Below are 17,355 nucleotides of genomic sequence, written 5' to 3'. Positions count from 1 at the left end.
CGGGCCATGCGGTGTTTCTGATTCACCGGGATGGCAGGTTTTGGGGCTGCTTTGCAGCCCAGCGGGAGCAAGCTCCCTCGCCACAGTCATTCATTCCTTCTGTCACCTCCCTTAAATACTTCTTGCCCGCTCCAACCTGTTTCGGTTTCAATTTGTACATGATTAGACAGGTACGATTCGACAAGAAACAACGGGTGGTTGACGAACTCATCCGGCGCATCGAAAGCGGTCTCATGGAGGACGGTTTTCTGTTGCCGGGCGAGCATCAGTTGGCTCAAGAATTCAAAGTCAGCCGCGGTACGCTGCGTGAAGCGTTGGCAGAACTGAAACGGCGTAACTACATCGCGACGCAAAGCGGTGTCGGTTCCATCGTCACGTTCGACGGCGTGGCGCTCGATCAGCGCAGTGGCTGGGCGCAGGCGCTGGCCGACAGCGGGGCGCTGGTCAACACCGAAGTGCTACGGTTTGAAGCGGTGACACGTCCCGACCTGCTGTCACGCTTCGGCACCGACCAGTTCATCACCCTCGACCGTCGCCGCCGTTCCAACGACGGCACGCTGGTCTCCCTCGAGCGCTCATTGATGCCCGCCACCGGAGGCCTGGAAAGCCTGCCGCGTGTGGGACTGATCGACAACTCCCTGACCATCACACTGGCCGCTTACGGCTACATCGGCGAGCGCGGCGATCAATGGATTGGCGCCGAACCCTTGGGCGCCGAAGATGCCGAGCTGCTTGGGCGGCCGGTCGGCACGGTCTTTCTCAAGGCCTTGCGCACCACGTACGACCGGCAAAACCGGTTCATGGAGCAAGTCGAAAGCCTGCTCGATCCGGTGCATTTTCGCCTGCACCTGCAATTCGGAAACCCACAATGACCGCGCTCAATCGTGCCTTGGGCGCGTTCTACGGCCTGGCGCTGGGTGATGCGCTGGGCATGCCGACCCAGTCCCTGAGTCGCGCAGAAATCAAGGCGCGCTTCGGCGAGATCACTGACCTGCAAGACGCCGGTCCGGATCAGCCCATCGCCGCCAACATGCCCAAGGGTTCGATCACCGACGACACCGAACAGGCAATCCTGGTCGGTCAGTTGCTGATCGAGGGCGAGGGCAATATCGAACCGACGGTGCTCGCGCAGCGGCTGATCGAATGGGAAGCCGCCATGCGCGCCAAGGGCTCGCAGGATTTGCTCGGGCCGTCGACCAAGCGCGCCATCGAGATGATCCTCGCCGGCCACTCGGCCGAAGACGCGGGTCGGTACGGCACCACCAATGGCGCCGCGATGCGCATCACGCCGGTCGGTATTTCGGCGGACGTCAGCGATCCGGAGCGTTTCATCAATGCCGTGGTGCAAGCGTGCCAGGTCACCCACAACACCACGCTGGGCATTTCCAGCGCGGCGGCGGTGGCGGCGGTCATCTCTGCCGGGATCAACGGCATGGACCTGGGCGAGGCCTTGAACCTCGGCCAGCAATTCGCACTGCAGGCTGAAAGCCGTGGTCACTGGGTCGCGGGCGGACGCATCGCTTCGCGCATCAGTTGGGCGCGGAGTATCAGCGTCGACAGCGACAATGCGTTGCTGGCGGACCTGCTGTACGACGTGATCGGCACGTCGGTGGCTTCACAGGAATCGGTGGTGGTCGCGTTTGCCCTGGCGCAACAAGTGGCCATCGGTGAAATGAACGCCTTTGATGCGGTGTGCATGGCTGCAAGCCTGGGCGGTGACACCGACACCATCGCGGCGATTCTCGGTGCCATGCTGGGTGCCTGCCTGGGGCTGGAGAGTTGGCCGGTGGCGATGATCGATGAGGTCAAAGCTGTCAATGCGTTGGAGCTGGAGCCGTTGGTGGCAGGGCTTTTGGCTTTGCGTTAATCGGACTGGCCTCATCGCGAGCAAGCTCGCTCCTACAGGATCGGGTTTGCACTCTCCCTGTAGGAGCGTGCTGGCTCGCGATGGCCGCGCCGCCTATTTGAATCATTCACCCGCAACGGAAAGCACAAACACGGCCAGGACCGCCGGGATGTTGTGTCGTCTTCCACATTTGCCCACAACCACAACAAAGGCAACAGGAGTAGTTTTTCATGAGTTCATCGAACGCCGGGCCAAGCGCCGGGCAACTGGAAACCCGGGGCATCGAACCGGTGCCGGAAGGCGAGTGCAACGGGCATCCGCTGCAACTGTTCTGGGTCTGGTTCGCCGCCAACATCTCCATTCTCGGCCTGCCGCTGGGGGCGACACTTGTAGCCTTTCGCGGGCTGGCCATCTGGCAAGCGATCATCGTCGCCATCCTCGGCGCCGCCGGTTCGTTTGCCGTGGTCGGCATTATCTCCATCGCCGGTCGTCGTGGCCGCGCACCGAGCCTGACCCTGTCGCGAGCGATCTTCGGCGTACGCGGCAATATCGGCCCGACGCTGGTCTCGCTGATGTCGCGCCTGGGCTGGGAAACCGTCAACACCACCACCGCCGCGTTCGTGTTGCTGTCGCTGTGCTCGATCCTGTTCGGTTCGCCGGTGGAAGCCAAAAGCGCGCCGGTACTGACCCTGATATTCATCGCGATTTTCGTGTTGCTGACCTTGTCCGTCTCCGGCCTGGGCCATGCGACGTTGCTGGTGATCCAGAAGTGGGCGACTTACGTATTCGGCGCGCTGAACATTGTGGTCGGTGGTTTCCTCTGCGCCACCATCGACTGGAGTGCCGTGTTCAACGCCACGCCTGCACCGCTGAGCGCCATGATCATCGGCGTCGGCACCATGGCCGCCGGCACCGGGATCGGCTGGGCCAACGCCGGTGCCGACATGTCGCGCTATCAGCATCGAAGCGTCAAGGCGGTGCGCCTGGTGGCGTCGGCGGCGTTCGGTGCGGGGATTCCGCTGGTGCTGCTGATCACCCTCGGCGGCCTGCTGTCGGTGGGCAACAACGACCTGGCGTCGGCCACTGACCCGATCATTGCGATTCGCGACATGCTGCCGACCTGGATGGCCGTGCCGTACCTGATCACTGCGTTCGGCGGGTTGCTGCTGTCGAACAACCTGTCGGTGTACTCCGCCGGCCTGACCACGCTCACCCTCGGCCTGAAGGTCAAACGCGTCTACGCGGTGGTGGTTGATATCGTTGCGATCTTCGCGGGTTCGATCTATTTCATGCTGATCGCCGACAGTTTCTACGGCCCGTTCATTACCTTCATTTCGTTACTGGCGGTGCCGATCACGGCATGGGTCGGGATCTTCGTGGTCGACCTGATTCACCGTCATTACTACAGCCCCAAAGACCTGCTGGACGTCAGCCCGAGCAGCGCCTACTGGTATCGCGGCGGTATCGAATGGCGTGCCTTTGGCGCCTGGGCCGTGGCGATCGTGCTGGGCTTCAGCTTCACCACCATCGGCACCACCGAACAAACTGTCTGGTTCCGCGGCTTCCTCTCCGATTCGTGGCTGGGGCATAACGGCCTGGGCTGGATCGTGACGTTCCTGGTCGCCGGCGGAATTTATTGTGTGCTGGGTGGGGCGAAGGACCGTCGCGCTGCGTCGCTCGAGAATGCTCATGCCTAATTTGTTGCACACCGGCCAGGTCATCATCGACCTGGTCATGGCCGTGGATAAACTGCCTCAACCCGGCGGCGACGTGCTGGCGCAATCCGCCAGTTTCGAAGCCGGCGGCGGCTTCAACGTGATGGCCGCCGCACAGCGCAATGGCTTGCCGGTGGTTTACCTCGGTCGCCATGGCTCCGGGCGTTTTGGCGACCTGGCGCGAGAGGCGATGAAGGTTGAAGGCATTCGCCTCGGTATTGCCCATCGTGCTGAACGGGATACCGGGTTGTGCGTCGCAGTGACGGATGCGTCGGCCGAGCGCAGTTTCATTTCCTACATCGGCGCCGAAGGCGAGGTGGGCGCCGAGGAGTTGGCCAGCGTGCCGGTCGAGGCGGGCGATTATGTCTACGTCAGTGGCTATAGCCTGTTGCAGGCCGGTAAGGCCCAGGCGCTGGTGGACTGGGTGTTGGGGTTGCCGACCGCCATCAGCGTGGTGTTCGACCCGGGACCGCTGGTGGATTCACCGGACGCGCCGTTGATGCAGGCGTTGTTGCCGCGCATTGATCTGTGGACCAGCAACAGCGTCGAGGCGTTGCGGTTTACCGGGGCGTCGGACATTGCCCACGCACTGGACCGCTTGGCTGATCATCTGCCGGCCGATGTGTTGATGATCGTTCGCGATGGGCCACAAGGGTGCTGGGTCAGCCAGCGAGGCGACCGTCAGCATGTGCCGGGGTTCAAGGTCGAGGCCGTGGACAGTAATGGCGCGGGTGATGCGCATGCTGGGGTGTTTGTGGCTGGATTGGCGCAAGGGTTGTCGGCGGTTGATGCGGCGCGACGGGCGAATGCGGCCGCAGCCTTGGCGGTGACGCGGTGGGGGCCGGCGACGGCGCCCGGGACTGCTGAAGTGGATGCGTTGATCCGCAAGACCTTCGGCGCCTGATCTACCGCAATCGCGAGCAGGCTCGCTCCCACATTTGATCGGTGCGAACACAGGTTTTGTGTCACCCACCGTCCACTGTGGGAGTGAGCCTGCTCGCGATGGGGCCCTTCAATTCAATACAGAAAACTGACCCCTACCGCGCCCTGCTCAAACATCCAGCTTGCGCGCCGCCTCAACCCCCGCCGCGCTCAGTTTGATCGGCAAATTCAACGAGTGCTCGCCTGCCTCGTTACAGATCACATGACCATGCTGAATCAGCCCGCGATCCTGCAGCGTGGCGAGGGTGCTGGCCACGACTTTCTCCCCCCGGTAATTGTCCAGGACCTCCTTGCCCAGCCCGCTTGGATGGGCGTGCAGCAGACGGGTCAGGACTTCTTGCTCAAGGTTTTTATCGGCGTTCATGGTTACCTCTTCATGGATGTGGAAAGGTCTTGCTTGCAACTCGCGTCGGCGAATAATCGGCGGGCACCGCTTTCGGGTTTTAAAAAGCCCTTACCGATGTTGGTCCGCCCCCGATTTGATTTGTGCCTGATGAACGACGAACGGTTCAGGCTTGTTGCAAGGTTTCCACGTTCACAACCCGGCGCCAGACCAGTCGGCCCAGCGTGATCAGCCAGTTCAGCAGCGCAACGGCGAGAACTGTTAGAAGAAGTGTCGTCATCCCCTGTTCGACGATGATCTTCCCGGCCAGCAACGGGAAGCCGAACACGCCAATGAAGTACGACAGACTGAACAGCAGCAGCGCTTGCGAGGTGGTGCCGTTCGGTGCTTCATTCGCCGCCAGGCCGTTGATCACCGAGTACGTCAGGCCGTAGCCGACCCCGAGCATCATCGCCGCCAGCACGTAGCTCAGCCCGCTGTCGACCACGAAAGCGAACATCGCGATCGACCCCATCATCAGCGCGGACAGCAAGCAGGACGCCCGGAACGGATCGCGTTTAACCACAAACCCGGCGATCAGCAGGCGGCTGCTGATCGCCGCGCCCATGAAGCCGAAAAAGAATAGCGAGTAATCCAGCGAGCGAGAGGATGCGTAGCTGGTTTGAAAACTCGACAGGCCACCAAAGACGCAACCGCCAAGGCCGACCATGATGATGGGAAACACCGCCCGCGACGACAGCACGCGAGCGGTCGAGCGCCAGGAAATGCGAGCAGCCACGGCGGTGGAAGAGGGCGCCTTGCTCAGCTGCGAACCCAGGCGCCAGAACAGCAACACGCCAATCAGGCTGGCCAGTGCGGCCAGATAGAACGCTGCGGTAACGGGAAAGCCGAGGGCGCTGGCCGCGCGTCCCAGCAACGGTCCGCTGCCGATCCCGGTCATCATGCTGCCCGACAGCAACGCAAAGTATTTTGCGCGTTGGGCGGGCGTCACCAGGTTCGCGACGATGATCGGCCCCAAGGTATAAAACACACCCCAACCCAGCCCCAGCAGCAGCCCGAAAAACAGCAGCAAATGGCCGAAGCCCGGCGTCAGCGCAAAGCCCAGGCTGGCGACCACCAGCAACACGCCAAACAGCGCAATCGAGCGCGCCGCGCCCAGCCAATCGGACAAGTGCCCGGACGCTATCACCGCCGCAAACGTACTGAGCATCGCCGCCGAAATTACGCTGCCGGCGTCGTGTTCATTACCACCGCGCGAGCCGATCAAGAGCGACAACAAAAACGTCGAGCCGTAGGACAGCGACAGCAAATAACTGGCGAGGCAAAACAGGCCGAACAGCTTGCCTGAGACCTGAGGTGTTGCAGTAGACATGACGCGGTTCCTTGACCCGATGGAAGTGAGCACCACCTATCTACCATGGCCGGCGCCAATGTTAGGTCCGAGGTTGCCGATGCCAGGGTTAGTGATGGCCGGAGTAATGCCCTCTCAAGATGAAAACCGACCAATGTGGTGAGGGGATTTATCCCCGTTGGGCTGCGCAGCAGCCCCTATTTCAGCGCCTCGGTTTGACCTGAAAGATCGTGGCGCTTAATTGGGGCTGCTACGCAGCCCAGCGGGGATGAATCCCCTCACCACAAAAAGCTCAGCGACGGGATTTCCCATGTAACCGGAGCCGACTTAGTATGGCGTTTTCCACTTTTTGACGAAGGCACGTCCATGACGATCGAGATCCGCCCGGCGACCCCCAGCGATGCACCGCAAATCCTCGGGTTCATCACTGAACTGGCCGACTACGAACGTGCCCGCCACGAAGTCATCGCCAGCGTAGCCGACATCGAACGCAGCCTGTTCAGCGAAGGCGCCACCGCCCACGGCCTGATCTGCTTGCGCGACGGATTGCCCATCGGCTTCGCAGTGTTTTTCTTCAGCTATTCCACCTGGCTCGGCAGCAACTGCCTGTACCTCGAAGACCTCTACATCACCCCCGAACAACGCGGCGGCGGCGCAGGCAAAACCCTGTTGCGTCACCTCGCCAAGATCGCCTGCGCCAATGACTGCGGACGGTTCGAATGGAGCGTGCTGGACTGGAACAAGCCGGCGATCGACTTCTATAAATCGTTGGGCGCCCAGCCACAGGAAGAGTGGGTGCGGTATCGGATGGATGGTGCGGTGTTGCGGGATTTCGCTGCCGGCAACTGATTGCTTCATTAAAAAAGATCGCAGCCAATCGCTGCGATTTTTTTGGTCGCATCCCAATATATGGGAGTTGTATTTATATATTGAGATTTATCGTCGTCCGGGTTTATAGTCCAGCTCACTCACTGCCAATAAACAAAACAGGTGAAGCGATGCTGGCGCAATTGATCGCGCTCGATTGGGGGACAACCTCATTACGTGCTTATAAACTGGCCGCCGGTGGCCAGGTGCTCGAACAGCGTTCGCTGTCGTGCGGCATCATGCAGCTGCCGACAACGCCGCGAGTCATCGCCGGCCAGGCATGCACCAACGGTTTTGAACTGGCGTTTGATGAGGCCTGCGGTGACTGGCTCGACGCGCAACCCGATTTGCCGGTGATTGCCTGTGGCATGGTCGGCAGCGCTCAGGGCTGGCGCGAAGCGGTCTACCGCGATACACCTGCGAACGTCGCCAACCTCGGCACATCCCTGCAAACCGTTCGCAGCCTTCGCGGTGTTGATGTGCACATTGTCCCGGGCGTGATTCAGCGTTCGCGCCTGCCAAACGTGATGCGTGGCGAAGAAACCCAGGTGCTGGGCGTGCTGCAAAACCTGCCGGGTGAAGCGGGTAACGATCTGTTGATCGGCCTGCCGGGCAGTCATTCGAAATGGGTGGAAGTGGCCGATGGCTGCATCATGCATTTCGATACGTTCATGACCGGCGAAGTCTTCGCCGTGCTCAGTGAACACAGCATCCTTGGGCGCACCCAGCAACGTGGTGCGTCGTTTGACGGCGAGGCGTTCGATCGTGGTGTGCACGTCGCTCTGTCGGTGGACGGCGAAATCGGGCCGCTGTCGACCCTGTTCAGTGCCCGCAGCCTGGGGCTGACCGGCGAACTGAGCGCCACCGCTCAACCGGATTACCTCTCCGGTCTGCTGATCGGCCATGAACTGTCGGCGCTGGCCGATGTTCTGCGGCGTCGTCGCAACAACGTTCACCTGCCTTCGATCATCCTCATCGGTAATGCCCAACTCTGTGCCCGTTATCAGCGAGCCCTCGATGCCTGCGGTTTCACGCGCGTGACACTGGCCGAACAAGCCACCGAACGCGGGTTATGGCAGTTGGCGGTCGCCGCCGAACTGATCCCCGCACACCCATCCCGTTAAACCTGACTGGAGGTCTGACATGCTCAAGCAAGCCTTGGCGCAAAACGGTCTGATCGCGATCCTGCGCGGCCTGCGCCCGCAAGAAGCGGCGGCCATCGGCGAAGTACTGTATGCCGCCGGATTCCGCGTCATCGAAGTGCCGCTCAATTCCCCTGAGCCTTACGACAGTATCCGCATCCTGCGCAGTACGTTGCCCGCCGATTGCCTGATCGGCGCGGGCACGGTGTTGACGCCGGAGCAGGTCGAACAGGTGAAAGCGGCAGGCGGCCAGGTGATCGTCATGCCTCACAGCGATCCCAAGGTACTGCGCGCAGCGAAAGCGGCAGGGTTGTTCCTGTCGCCGGGCGTTGCGACGCCGACTGAAGCGTTCGCTGCACTGGCCGAAGGCGCGGACGTGCTGAAGATGTTCCCGGCCGAGCAAATGGGGCCAGCTGTCGTGAAGGCATGGCTCGCCGTGTTGCCGGCCGGAACCCTGCTGGTGCCGGTGGGCGGGATCACACCGGACAACATGCAGGTGTTCATCGACGCCGGCGTCAAGGGTTTCGGCTTGGGTTCCGGGCTTTTCAAGCCGGGCATGACCGCGCAAGACGTGGCCCTCAACGCCAAGGCGTATGTCGCGGCATGGAACGCTCTGCGTTAAGACTTTCTGGCGCCGAGCGCGCTGAATCGAATAAGAGAGAGAAGAGATGAAAATCACCAAACTGACCACCTTCATCGTTCCGCCGCGCTGGTGTTTCCTCAAGGTCGAAACCGATGAAGGCGTCACCGGTTGGGGCGAGCCCGTGGTCGAAGGCCGGGCGCATACCGTCGCGGCGGCCGTCGAGGAATTGTCCGACTACCTGATTGGCAAAGACCCACGCAACATCGAAGACATCTGGACCGTGCTGTATCGCGGCGGCTTCTACCGTGGCGGCGCGATACACATGAGCGCGCTGGCCGGTATCGATCAGGCGTTGTGGGACATCAAGGGCAAGGCCTTGGGGGTGTCAGTCAGCGATTTGCTCGGTGGCCAAGTGCGCGACAAGATTCGTGTGTACTCGTGGATCGGCGGCGACCGGCCGGCGGACACTGCGCGTGCAGCCAAAGAAGCGGTATCGCGGGGTTTCACTGCGGTGAAAATGAACGGCACCGAAGAGCTGCAATTCCTCGACTCCTTCGAGAAAGTCGACCTGGCCCTGGCCAACGTCGCCGCCGTGCGTGACGCGGTCGGCCCGAACGTCGGCATCGGCGTCGACTTCCATGGTCGGGTGCACAAGCCCATGGCCAAGGTGCTGATGAAGGAACTGGATCCGTACAAACTGATGTTCATCGAAGAGCCGGTCCTCAGCGAAAACTACGAAGCGCTGAAGGAACTGGCGCCGCTGACCAGCACGCCGATTGCCCTCGGCGAGCGGCTGTTCTCCCGCTGGGATTTCAAGCGTGTGCTCAGCGAAGGTTACGTCGACATCATCCAGCCCGATGCGTCCCACGCCGGCGGCATCACCGAGACCCGCAAGATCGCCAACATGGCCGAAGCCTACGACGTGGCGTTGGCCCTGCATTGCCCGCTCGGGCCAATTGCACTGGCGGCGTGCCTGCAACTGGACGCGGTCTGCTACAACGCGTTCATCCAGGAGCAGAGCCTGGGCATTCACTACAACGAGAGCAACGACCTGCTGGATTACGTGAAGGATCCGCGGGTATTCGACTACGACAAAGGCTTCGTGAAAATCCCGAACGGTCCGGGCCTGGGCATCGAAATCAACGAGGAATACGTGATCGAACGGGCGGCCGTCGGCCATCGCTGGCGCAACCCGATCTGGCGCCATGCCGACGGCAGTTTCGCCGAGTGGTGAGTGTTCCCTAACTCCCCCTTAACCCCTGTGGGAGCCAGCCTGCTGGCGATTGGGTCAGCACATCCAGCATTAATGGTGACTGACACATCACTATCGCCAGCAGGCTGGCTCCCACAGTTTTTGATCTCCATGGACAGGGAGGTCTGCATCATTCCAGTTTCACATCGACCTCAATAAACATAAAAAGAGGCACTCCTCATGCAACCGCAAACCCTCGCAGGGCAGGCGTCGTTGGTGACGCCGAGTCGCAAGCGTTTTTTCATCATGGTCCTGCTGTTCATCACCGTGGTGATCAATTACCTGGACCGCAGCAACCTCTCCATCGCCGCCCCGGCGCTGACCAGCGAACTGGGCATCGACCCCATTCATGTCGGGCTGATCTTCTCCGCGTTTGGCTGGACCTACGCCGCCATGCAGATCCCCGGCGGTTGGCTGGTGGATCGGGTGCCGCCGCGCATCCTCTACAGCGTCGCGTTGCTGTTGTGGTCACTGGCCACGGTGATGCTCGGCTTCGCGGGCAGTTTCATCGCGCTGTTTGTATTGCGCATGGCCGTGGGCGCACTGGAAGCGCCGGCCTATCCGATCAATAGCCGCGTGGTGACGACCTGGTTTCCCGAGCGCGAGCGCGCCACGGCCATTGGTTTCTACACCTCCGGGCAGTTTGTCGGGTTGGCGTTCCTGACGCCGGTACTGGCCTGGTTGCAGCATGAATTTGGCTGGCACATGGTGTTCGTCACTACCGGCGCAGTGGGCATTCTCTGGGCCGTGATCTGGTACGCGGTGTATCGCGAACCACGGGATTTCAAAGGCGCCAACGACGAGGAAATCAACCTGATTCGTGAAGGCGGCGGGCTGGTGGATATTCAGGCCGAGCAAGCCAAGGTCAAGGCGAAATTCAGCTGGACCGACCTCGGCATCGTGCTGACCAAACGCAAGTTGTGGGGCATCTATCTCGGTCAGTTCTGCCTCAACTCGACGCTGTGGTTTTTTCTGACGTGGTTCCCGACCTACCTGGTGAAATATCGCGGCATGGACTTCATCAAGTCCGGCCTGTTGGCGTCGCTGCCGTTTCTCGCTGCGTTCATTGGCGTGTTGTGCTCGGGGTTCTTTTCCGACTTCCTGATTCGTCGTGGTTACACGGTGGGTTTTGCCCGCAAGTTGCCGATCATCAGTGGCCTGCTGATTTCCACCTCGATCATCGGCGCCAACTTCGTTGAGTCGACACCGCTGGTCATTGCCTTCCTCGCCCTGGCGTTCTTCGGCAACGGGCTGGCGTCGATCACCTGGTCACTGGTTTCAACGCTGGCGCCGGCACGGTTGCTCGGGCTGACCGGCGGGGTGTTCAACTTCATCGGTAACTTGTCCGCCATTGCCACGCCCATTGTCATCGGTTTCCTGGCGACCGGTGATTCGTTCGCCCCGGCGATTACCTACATCTCGGTTCTGGCGTTGATGGGGGCGCTTTCCTACATCTTGCTGGTCGGCAAAGTCGAACGTATCAAGTTGTAGTGGCAGCCGTCGGGCGACCATAATGCCGCCCGTTCACTCGCTCAACGGTAAAGGCTGGATATGCAGGAAGACGCCCCAAAAATCGCCAAGGACGCCGCGCCGACCGGCACCCAGACACTGCTTCGCGGTTTGGGTGTGGTTCAGGCCGTGGCCAGTGGCGCCCGCGATCTCAAGGAAATTGCCCGGCTGATCGGCACCACGCGCAGCACCACCCATCGCCTGGCCAGTTGCCTGGTGGACGAGCGTTACCTGCGGGTGGTGCCACAGGTCGGTTATCTGTTAGGGCCCAAGTTGATCGAACTGGGTTTCCAGGCGCGGGAAGAACTGCCGTTGGTGACCCTGGCCGGACCGTATCTTGATGAGCTGTCGGCGTTGACCGGCGACACCATTCACCTGGCCATTCGTGAAGGCGACGAGGTGCTTTACCTGCACAAGAATCCGGGGCGCAATGGTCCGGAAATGCGTTCGCGGGTCGGTCATCGCATGCCGTTGGCGCGCACCGGGATCGGCAAGGCACTGATGCTGGATGACACGCCGGAAGACTGGCAGCGGCTGTACGAAGTCAGCCTGCCCGTAGGTGGGAAAAATCAGTTTTGGCCGCAGCACCCGGAACAATCCTGGGAGCAGTTCCGTCAGCGCATGGTCGAGTATGTCGCGGGCGGTTACGCCTTTGATCTGGAAGACAACGAACCGTCGATCCGCTGCGTGGCAGCGCCGATCCGTGATGCCAGCAAGCGCATCGTCGCCGGTATCAGCATCGCCAGTACCGTGCCGTACATGCCACTGGAAAAAATGGCCGAGCTGATTCCCCTGATCAAAGGGGTCACGGCCCGGCTCTCCGCGGAACTCGGCTTGAAGGTTTAAACCGCCAGGGTTCAGACCTTCAGCGTCGCCATGTCGATCACGAAGCGGTACTTCACGTCACCGGCAATCATGCGGGCAAAAGCCTCGTTGATCTGATGGATGTCGAGCATTTCGATGTCGCAGGTGATGCCGTGTTCGGCGCAGAAATCCAGCACTTCCTGGGTTTCTGCGATGCCGCCGATCAGCGAGCCGGCCAGCACGCGACGGCCCAGTACCAATTTGGCCGCGTGGATCGGCGGATCGACCGGTTCAATCAGGCCCACCAGAATGTGCACACCGTCGAAACGCAGCGTATCGAGGTAGGGGTTGAGGTCGTGCTGCACTGGAATGGTGTCCAGCAGGAAGTCGAACTGGCCTGCCGCTGCCTTCATCTGCTCGGCATCCGTGGACACAATCACGTGGTCCGCGCCTTGGCGGCGACCTTCCTCGGCTTTGCTCGCCGAGCGGGTGAACAGCGTCACTTCGGCACCCATCGCCTTGGCGAACTTGATGCCCATGTGGCCGAGGCCGCCCATGCCGAGAATCCCGACCTTGTCGCCGGCCTTGACGCCGTAGTGCTTGAGCGGCGAGTAGGTGGTGATGCCGGCGCAAAGGATCGGCGCGGCGCTGGCCGGGTCGAGTTTTTCCGGAATGCGCACCACGAAGTGCTCGCTGACCACAATGCTGTCGGAGTAGCCGCCCATGGTGTTGCTGCCATCGACCCGGTCCGGTGTGGCGTAGGTCATGGTCGGACCTTCGAGGCAATATTGCTCGAGGTTGGCCTGGCACGCTTCGCAGCTGCGGCACGAATCGACCATGCAGCCGACGCCGACCAGATCGCCGACTTTGTGTTGGGTGACGTTCGCACCGATGGCGGTCACTTTGCCTACGATCTCGTGGCCGGGCATCAGCGGGTAAACGGCAATGCCCCATTCGTTGCGTGCCTGATGGATGTCGGAATGGCAGACGCCGCAGTACAGGATGTCGATCGCAACGTCGTCGGGCCGCGGGCTGCGGCGTTCGAATTTCACGGGGGCGAGGGGAGTGGTGGCCGACTGGGTGGCGTATCCGATGGCGGTGTACATGGTGAACCTCGCAAAGCTGTGACAAGTGAGGCGGCGCATTTTGGGCGTCGCTCCTCGCACCGGCCATGGCGATTCCTCCGGGTGTCATGCCTATTCCTCCGGCATCCGCTTTCGTTTGATCAAATGGGCGATCAGACCTGCGATGATGCTTTCATCCGATTTTCCGCGACTTTTTTGGTGAAGAACGCTCATGTTGTTGACCCGTCATCTCGACGCCAATGCCACGCTGGTTTCGCTGATTCAGCCTCTGACCACCCGCGATGGTTTCGCTCCCACCGCGTTGCCAGGCGTGCAGGTTTTACGCGCCAGTTGTGATGTGGCCCGTGGCCCGCAGATCTACGAGCCGAGCCTGGTGATCATCGCCCAGGGCAGCAAACTGGCGTACCTGGGGCCGCGAACGCTGGAGTATGGCGCCGGGCATTATCTGATTCAGGCATTGCCGGTGCCTTTCGAGTGCGAAACCTTTTCGGCGCCAGATGGGCCGATGCTTGGGGTGTCCATCGCGATCGATCGGGCGCTGCTCGGTGAGTTGGTGTTGGCGATGGGGCTGGTGCCGGGGCGCACAATTGCTGCCCAGACGCCGGAGTCCATGACCTCGGCAGTGCTCGACGACGCCATGCGCGGTTGCGTGGAACGGTTGCTGCGCTGCCTGCACGATCCGCTGGAGTGCCAGATCATGGGGCCGGCGCGTTTGCGTGAATTGCTGTTCGTGGCATTGCGCGGACCGCAGGCCGATGTGTTGCGGGCATTGGTCGAGCAGCAGGGACAGTTCGCCCGGATCGCGGCGTCGCTCAACCATCTGCACGGGCATTTCACCGAGCCGTTGAACGTCGAGACGCTGGCCAGTTGCGCGAACATGAGCGCGTCGACCTTTCATGAGCACTTCAAGCGCAGCACGTTGTTGTCGCCGGTGCAGTATCTGAAGCGATTGCGCCTGCTTAAAGCGCAGACGTTGCTGGTGTCGGAGGGGCTGGGTGTGGCGCAGGTCGCGCATCGAGTGGGGTATCAGAGCACGTCGCAGTTCAGTCGGGAGTACAAGCGCTACTTTGAGCGTAATCCTGGCGACGAACGCGCTGCCTGATTCACCACCAATCCCTTGTAGGAGCGAGCCTGCTCGCGATTGCGGTGTGTCAGTCGGCATTAATGCTGGATTGTAATCCGTCATCGCGAGCAGGCTCGCTCCCACAGGGTTTTGTGGTGCGGCATAAATAGTGGGCAACAAAAAGGCCCCCAGGTCGGGAGCCTTGATGTTCAAGCGTTCGGCTTACATGTTCGGGTAAGTCGGGCCGCCAGCACCTTCCGGTGTCACCCAGGTGATGTTCTGTGCAGGGTCCTTGATGTCGCAGGTCTTGCAGTGAACGCAGTTCTGGGCGTTGATCTGGAAGCGCTTCTCGCCGTCTTCCTTGGTCACCACTTCGTACACGCCGGCCGGGCAGTAGCGCTGGGCCGGTTCATCGTACAGTGGCAGGTTCTTGCTGATCGGGATGCTCGGATCGGTCAGCTTCAGGTGGCACGGTTGCTCTTCTTCGTGGTTGGTACCAGAGATGAACACCGAGCTCAGCTTGTCGAAGCTGAGTTTGCCGTCCGGTTTTGGGTAGTCGATTTTCTTGCAGTCGGCCGCGAGCTTCAGGCACGCGTAGTCCGGCTTGTTGTCGTGCAAGGTGAACGGCAGTTTGCCGCCGAAGATGTTCTGGTCGAGCCAGTTGAAACCACCGCCGACGATGGCGCCGAACTTGTGGATCGCCGGGCCGAAGTTGCGACTGGCGAACAATTCGTCGTAGAGCCAGCTCTTCTTGAATGCGTCGACGTAAGTGGTCAGCTCTTCGGTGCCGTCTTTTTCAGCGAACAGCGCCTCGGCCACGGATTCAGCGGCGAGCATGCCGGACTTCATCGCGGTGTGGCTGCCTTTGATCTTGGCGAAGTTCAGGGTGCCGAGGTCGCAGCCGATCAGCGCACCGCCCTTGAACACCATTTTCGGCAGCGAGTTCAGGCCGCCCTTGCAGATGGCGCGAGCGCCGTAGCTGATGCGCTTGCCGCCTTCCAGGTACTGCTTGAGCACCGGGTGATGCTTGAGGCGCTGGAACTCGTCGAACGGCGACAGGTAAGTGTTGCTGTAGGAAAGATCGACGATCAGGCCGACAAACACCTGGTTGTTTTCCAGGTGATAGAGGAACGAGCCGCCGGTGTTCTCGGTGCCCATGACGTCCAGCGGCCAACCGGCGGTGTGAACCACCAGGCCCGGCTGATGCTTGGCCGGGTCGATTTCCCAGATTTCTTTCAGGCCGATGCCGTAGTGCTGGGCATCGGCATCGCTGTCGAGGTTGAAGCGCTTGATCAGCTGCTTGCCGATGTGGCCGCGGCAGCCTTCGGCGAACAGCGTGTACTTGCCGCGCAGTTCCATGCCGGGGGTGTACAGGCCTTCTTTCGGATGACCTTCGCGGTCAACGCCCAGGTCGCCGGTGATGATCCCGCGAACCACGCCGTTCTCGTCGATCAGCGCTTCCTGAGCGGCGAAGCCCGGGTAGATTTCCACACCCAGGTTCTCGGCCTGCTGGGCCAGCCAGCGGCACAGATTGCCCAGGGAGATGATGTAGTTACCTTCGTTGTGCATGGTCTTGGGCACAAAGAAGTCTGGAACCTTTTGCGCGCTGTCAGCGTTCTTGAGGACAAAAATGTCATCGCGCGTGACCGGCGTGTTCAGCGGGGCGCCCAGTTCTTTCCAGTCCGGGAACAATTCGTTCAGGGCACGTGGTTCGAACACGGCACCAGACAGGATGTGAGCACCGACTTCGGAGCCTTTTTCAACCACGCAGACGCTGATTTCCTTACCGGCTTCGGCGGCCTTCTGCTTCAATCGGCAGGCAGCGGAAAGACCAGCGGGGCCGGCACCGACGATGACCACGTCGAATTCCATGTATTCGCGTTCCACAGGTTATCTCCTACTCAAGGCTCAACAGTTTTTTTTCTAATTGGAGGTTTGGTGTCGCATCCATGAACCCCTGCGCAAGCCGGGGAGAGCAGCCACCTTTCTCTCTGGGTGGCGCATTATATCTACACCACTCCCAGCGTCCAATACAAACGTTTGTTTGAATCGGCTCCAGGCTAGATAAATCAAAGTCACGCGGCTTATGAACGGCTATTTTGGCGTATTGACCGGAATAGGCGTTCCGGTCAAGATACGGTCGGTTTTGCGCTCGCCGTAGGCTGACTAAAGGTTTCAAGAGCACCTCTAAAGACAGGGCGATGGCGGTACCGGGTGATGCGTTGCGATCTTTGAGCGCGCAGTTTACACGTCGCGATAATGAATGACTCCTCGGTCATCACTGACGAACGGTCGTTATTGTTGTGAGCGATGACCACTCGAGACCTGAGCCAGCGTTTTTAGAGGTGCCCTTGTGCCGATGAGCATCATCCGCCAGGTTCGCCTAGGCGACTTTCTTTTCACCGGAGAGTAACGAGGAATCCATGAAGGTTCTTGTAGCTGTCAAACGCGTTGTGGATTACAACGTCAAGGTTCGCGTCAAGGCGGACAATTCCGGCGTCGACCTCGCCAACGTCAAGATGTCGATGAACCCGTTCTGCGAAATCGCAGTGGAAGAAGCCGTACGCCTGAAAGAGAAAGGCGTTGCGACTGAAATCGTCGTCGTCTCCGTGGGCCCGTCCACCGCTCAAGAGCAACTGCGCACCGCGCTGGCTCTGGGTGCCGATCGCGCCATCCTCGTCGAATCCGCCGAAGACCTGACTTCCCTGGCTGTTGCCAAGCTGCTCAAAGCCGTTGTCGACAAGGAACAGCCTCAGCTGGTGATCCTGGGCAAACAAGCCATCGACAGCGACAACAACCAGACCGGCCAGATGCTTGCTGCATTGAGCGGCTACGGTCAGGGCACCTTCGCGT

General features: G+C 60.9%; 15 protein-coding genes and 1 pseudogene. 12 read left to right on the top strand and 4 right to left on the bottom strand.

Going from position 1 to position 17,355, the window contains the following annotated elements:
- Positions 1 to 158 precede the first annotated feature (158 nt).
- The 4 genes from EJA72_RS12470 (at position 159) to EJA72_RS12455 (ending at position 4,465) form a co-directional block, all read left to right on the top strand.
- A complete protein-coding gene (locus tag EJA72_RS12470; protein WP_157711748.1) occupies positions 159 to 872 on the top strand; it encodes a GntR family transcriptional regulator in 714 nt (237 codons plus the stop codon).
- Positions 869 to 1,867 carry an ADP-ribosylglycohydrolase family protein gene (locus EJA72_RS12465; RefSeq protein WP_157711747.1) on the top strand — a complete coding sequence of 333 codons (999 nt, stop codon included), beginning with the start codon at positions 869 to 871 and terminating at the stop codon, positions 1,865 to 1,867. Before EJA72_RS12470 ends, EJA72_RS12465 begins: the two co-directional genes overlap by 4 nt.
- Before the next feature lie 209 nt (positions 1,868 to 2,076).
- The gene (locus EJA72_RS12460) at positions 2,077 to 3,543 is read left to right on the top strand and encodes a cytosine permease (RefSeq protein WP_157711746.1); all 1,467 of its coding nucleotides are present in this window, start codon (positions 2,077 to 2,079) and stop codon (positions 3,541 to 3,543) included.
- Entirely contained in the window at positions 3,536 to 4,465 is a 930-nt protein-coding gene (locus EJA72_RS12455) for a PfkB family carbohydrate kinase (protein ID WP_157711745.1), read from the top strand. The genes EJA72_RS12460 and EJA72_RS12455 overlap by 8 nt, the downstream gene beginning before the upstream one ends.
- A 147-nt stretch (positions 4,466 to 4,612) precedes the next feature.
- On the opposite strand, the gene EJA72_RS12450 is transcribed toward EJA72_RS12455, so the two are convergent.
- Positions 4,613 to 4,867: a hypothetical protein gene (locus EJA72_RS12450; RefSeq protein WP_157711744.1), complete on the bottom strand. Its 255-nt coding sequence runs from the start codon at positions 4,865 to 4,867 to the stop codon at positions 4,613 to 4,615.
- A gap of 145 nt (positions 4,868 to 5,012) precedes the next feature.
- Positions 5,013 to 6,218: an MFS transporter gene (locus EJA72_RS12445; RefSeq protein ID WP_157711743.1), complete on the bottom strand. Its 1,206-nt coding sequence runs from the start codon at positions 6,216 to 6,218 to the stop codon at positions 5,013 to 5,015.
- A 345-nt stretch (positions 6,219 to 6,563) separates the two neighbouring features.
- On the opposite strand from EJA72_RS12445, the gene EJA72_RS12440 reads away from it, so the two are divergent.
- The 6 genes from EJA72_RS12440 (at position 6,564) to EJA72_RS12415 (ending at position 12,396) form a co-directional block, all read left to right on the top strand.
- On the top strand, positions 6,564 to 7,046 hold the full coding sequence (locus EJA72_RS12440; protein ID WP_157711742.1) for a GNAT family N-acetyltransferase: 483 nt from the start codon (positions 6,564 to 6,566) through the stop codon (positions 7,044 to 7,046).
- Positions 7,047 to 7,195: 149 nt separating this feature from the next.
- Positions 7,196 to 8,188, top strand: a complete 993-nt coding sequence (locus EJA72_RS12435; protein ID WP_157711741.1) for a 2-dehydro-3-deoxygalactonokinase — start codon at positions 7,196 to 7,198, stop codon at positions 8,186 to 8,188.
- Positions 8,189 to 8,207: 19 nt separating this feature from the next.
- The gene (locus EJA72_RS12430) at positions 8,208 to 8,828 is read left to right on the top strand and encodes a 2-dehydro-3-deoxy-6-phosphogalactonate aldolase (RefSeq protein WP_157711740.1); all 621 of its coding nucleotides are present in this window, start codon (positions 8,208 to 8,210) and stop codon (positions 8,826 to 8,828) included.
- Between the two features lie 46 nt (positions 8,829 to 8,874).
- The gene (gene dgoD, locus EJA72_RS12425) at positions 8,875 to 10,023 is read left to right on the top strand and encodes a galactonate dehydratase (protein ID WP_007903915.1); all 1,149 of its coding nucleotides are present in this window, start codon (positions 8,875 to 8,877) and stop codon (positions 10,021 to 10,023) included.
- 198 nt (positions 10,024 to 10,221) lie between these two features.
- The gene (locus tag EJA72_RS12420; RefSeq protein ID WP_157711739.1) at positions 10,222 to 11,532 is read left to right on the top strand and encodes an MFS transporter; all 1,311 of its coding nucleotides are present in this window, start codon (positions 10,222 to 10,224) and stop codon (positions 11,530 to 11,532) included.
- A 60-nt stretch (positions 11,533 to 11,592) separates the two neighbouring features.
- Positions 11,593 to 12,396 carry an IclR family transcriptional regulator gene (locus EJA72_RS12415; protein ID WP_157711738.1) on the top strand — a complete coding sequence of 268 codons (804 nt, stop codon included), beginning with the start codon at positions 11,593 to 11,595 and terminating at the stop codon, positions 12,394 to 12,396.
- 11 nt (positions 12,397 to 12,407) lie between these two features.
- Here EJA72_RS12415 and EJA72_RS12410 read toward each other — a convergent pair whose 3' ends face one another.
- Positions 12,408 to 13,460 (bottom strand): NAD(P)-dependent alcohol dehydrogenase, encoded by a 1,053-nt coding sequence (locus tag EJA72_RS12410; protein WP_157711737.1) that lies wholly within the window; start codon positions 13,458 to 13,460, stop codon positions 12,408 to 12,410.
- Positions 13,461 to 13,650: 190 nt separating this feature from the next.
- Between EJA72_RS12410 and EJA72_RS12405 the strand changes: the two genes are divergently transcribed.
- Positions 13,651 to 14,541 carry an AraC family transcriptional regulator gene (locus tag EJA72_RS12405; protein WP_157711736.1) on the top strand — a complete coding sequence of 297 codons (891 nt, stop codon included), beginning with the start codon at positions 13,651 to 13,653 and terminating at the stop codon, positions 14,539 to 14,541.
- Positions 14,542 to 14,724: 183 nt separating this feature from the next.
- Here EJA72_RS12405 and EJA72_RS12400 read toward each other — a convergent pair whose 3' ends face one another.
- The gene (locus EJA72_RS12400; protein ID WP_178129331.1) at positions 14,725 to 16,389 is read right to left on the bottom strand and encodes an electron transfer flavoprotein-ubiquinone oxidoreductase; all 1,665 of its coding nucleotides are present in this window, start codon (positions 16,387 to 16,389) and stop codon (positions 14,725 to 14,727) included.
- Positions 16,390 to 16,925: 536 nt separating this feature from the next.
- On the opposite strand from EJA72_RS12400, the pseudogene EJA72_RS12395 reads away from it, so the two are divergent.
- A pseudogene (locus tag EJA72_RS12395) lies at positions 16,926 to 17,355 on the top strand (electron transfer flavoprotein subunit beta/FixA family protein); the annotation flags it as partial.

The sequence above is a fragment of the Pseudomonas sp. PB120 genome, from assembly GCF_009761815.1.
In the GTDB taxonomy this organism is placed as follows: Bacteria; Pseudomonadota; Gammaproteobacteria; order Pseudomonadales; family Pseudomonadaceae; genus Aquipseudomonas.
This window is presented reverse-complemented; position numbering and strand designations above follow the sequence as displayed.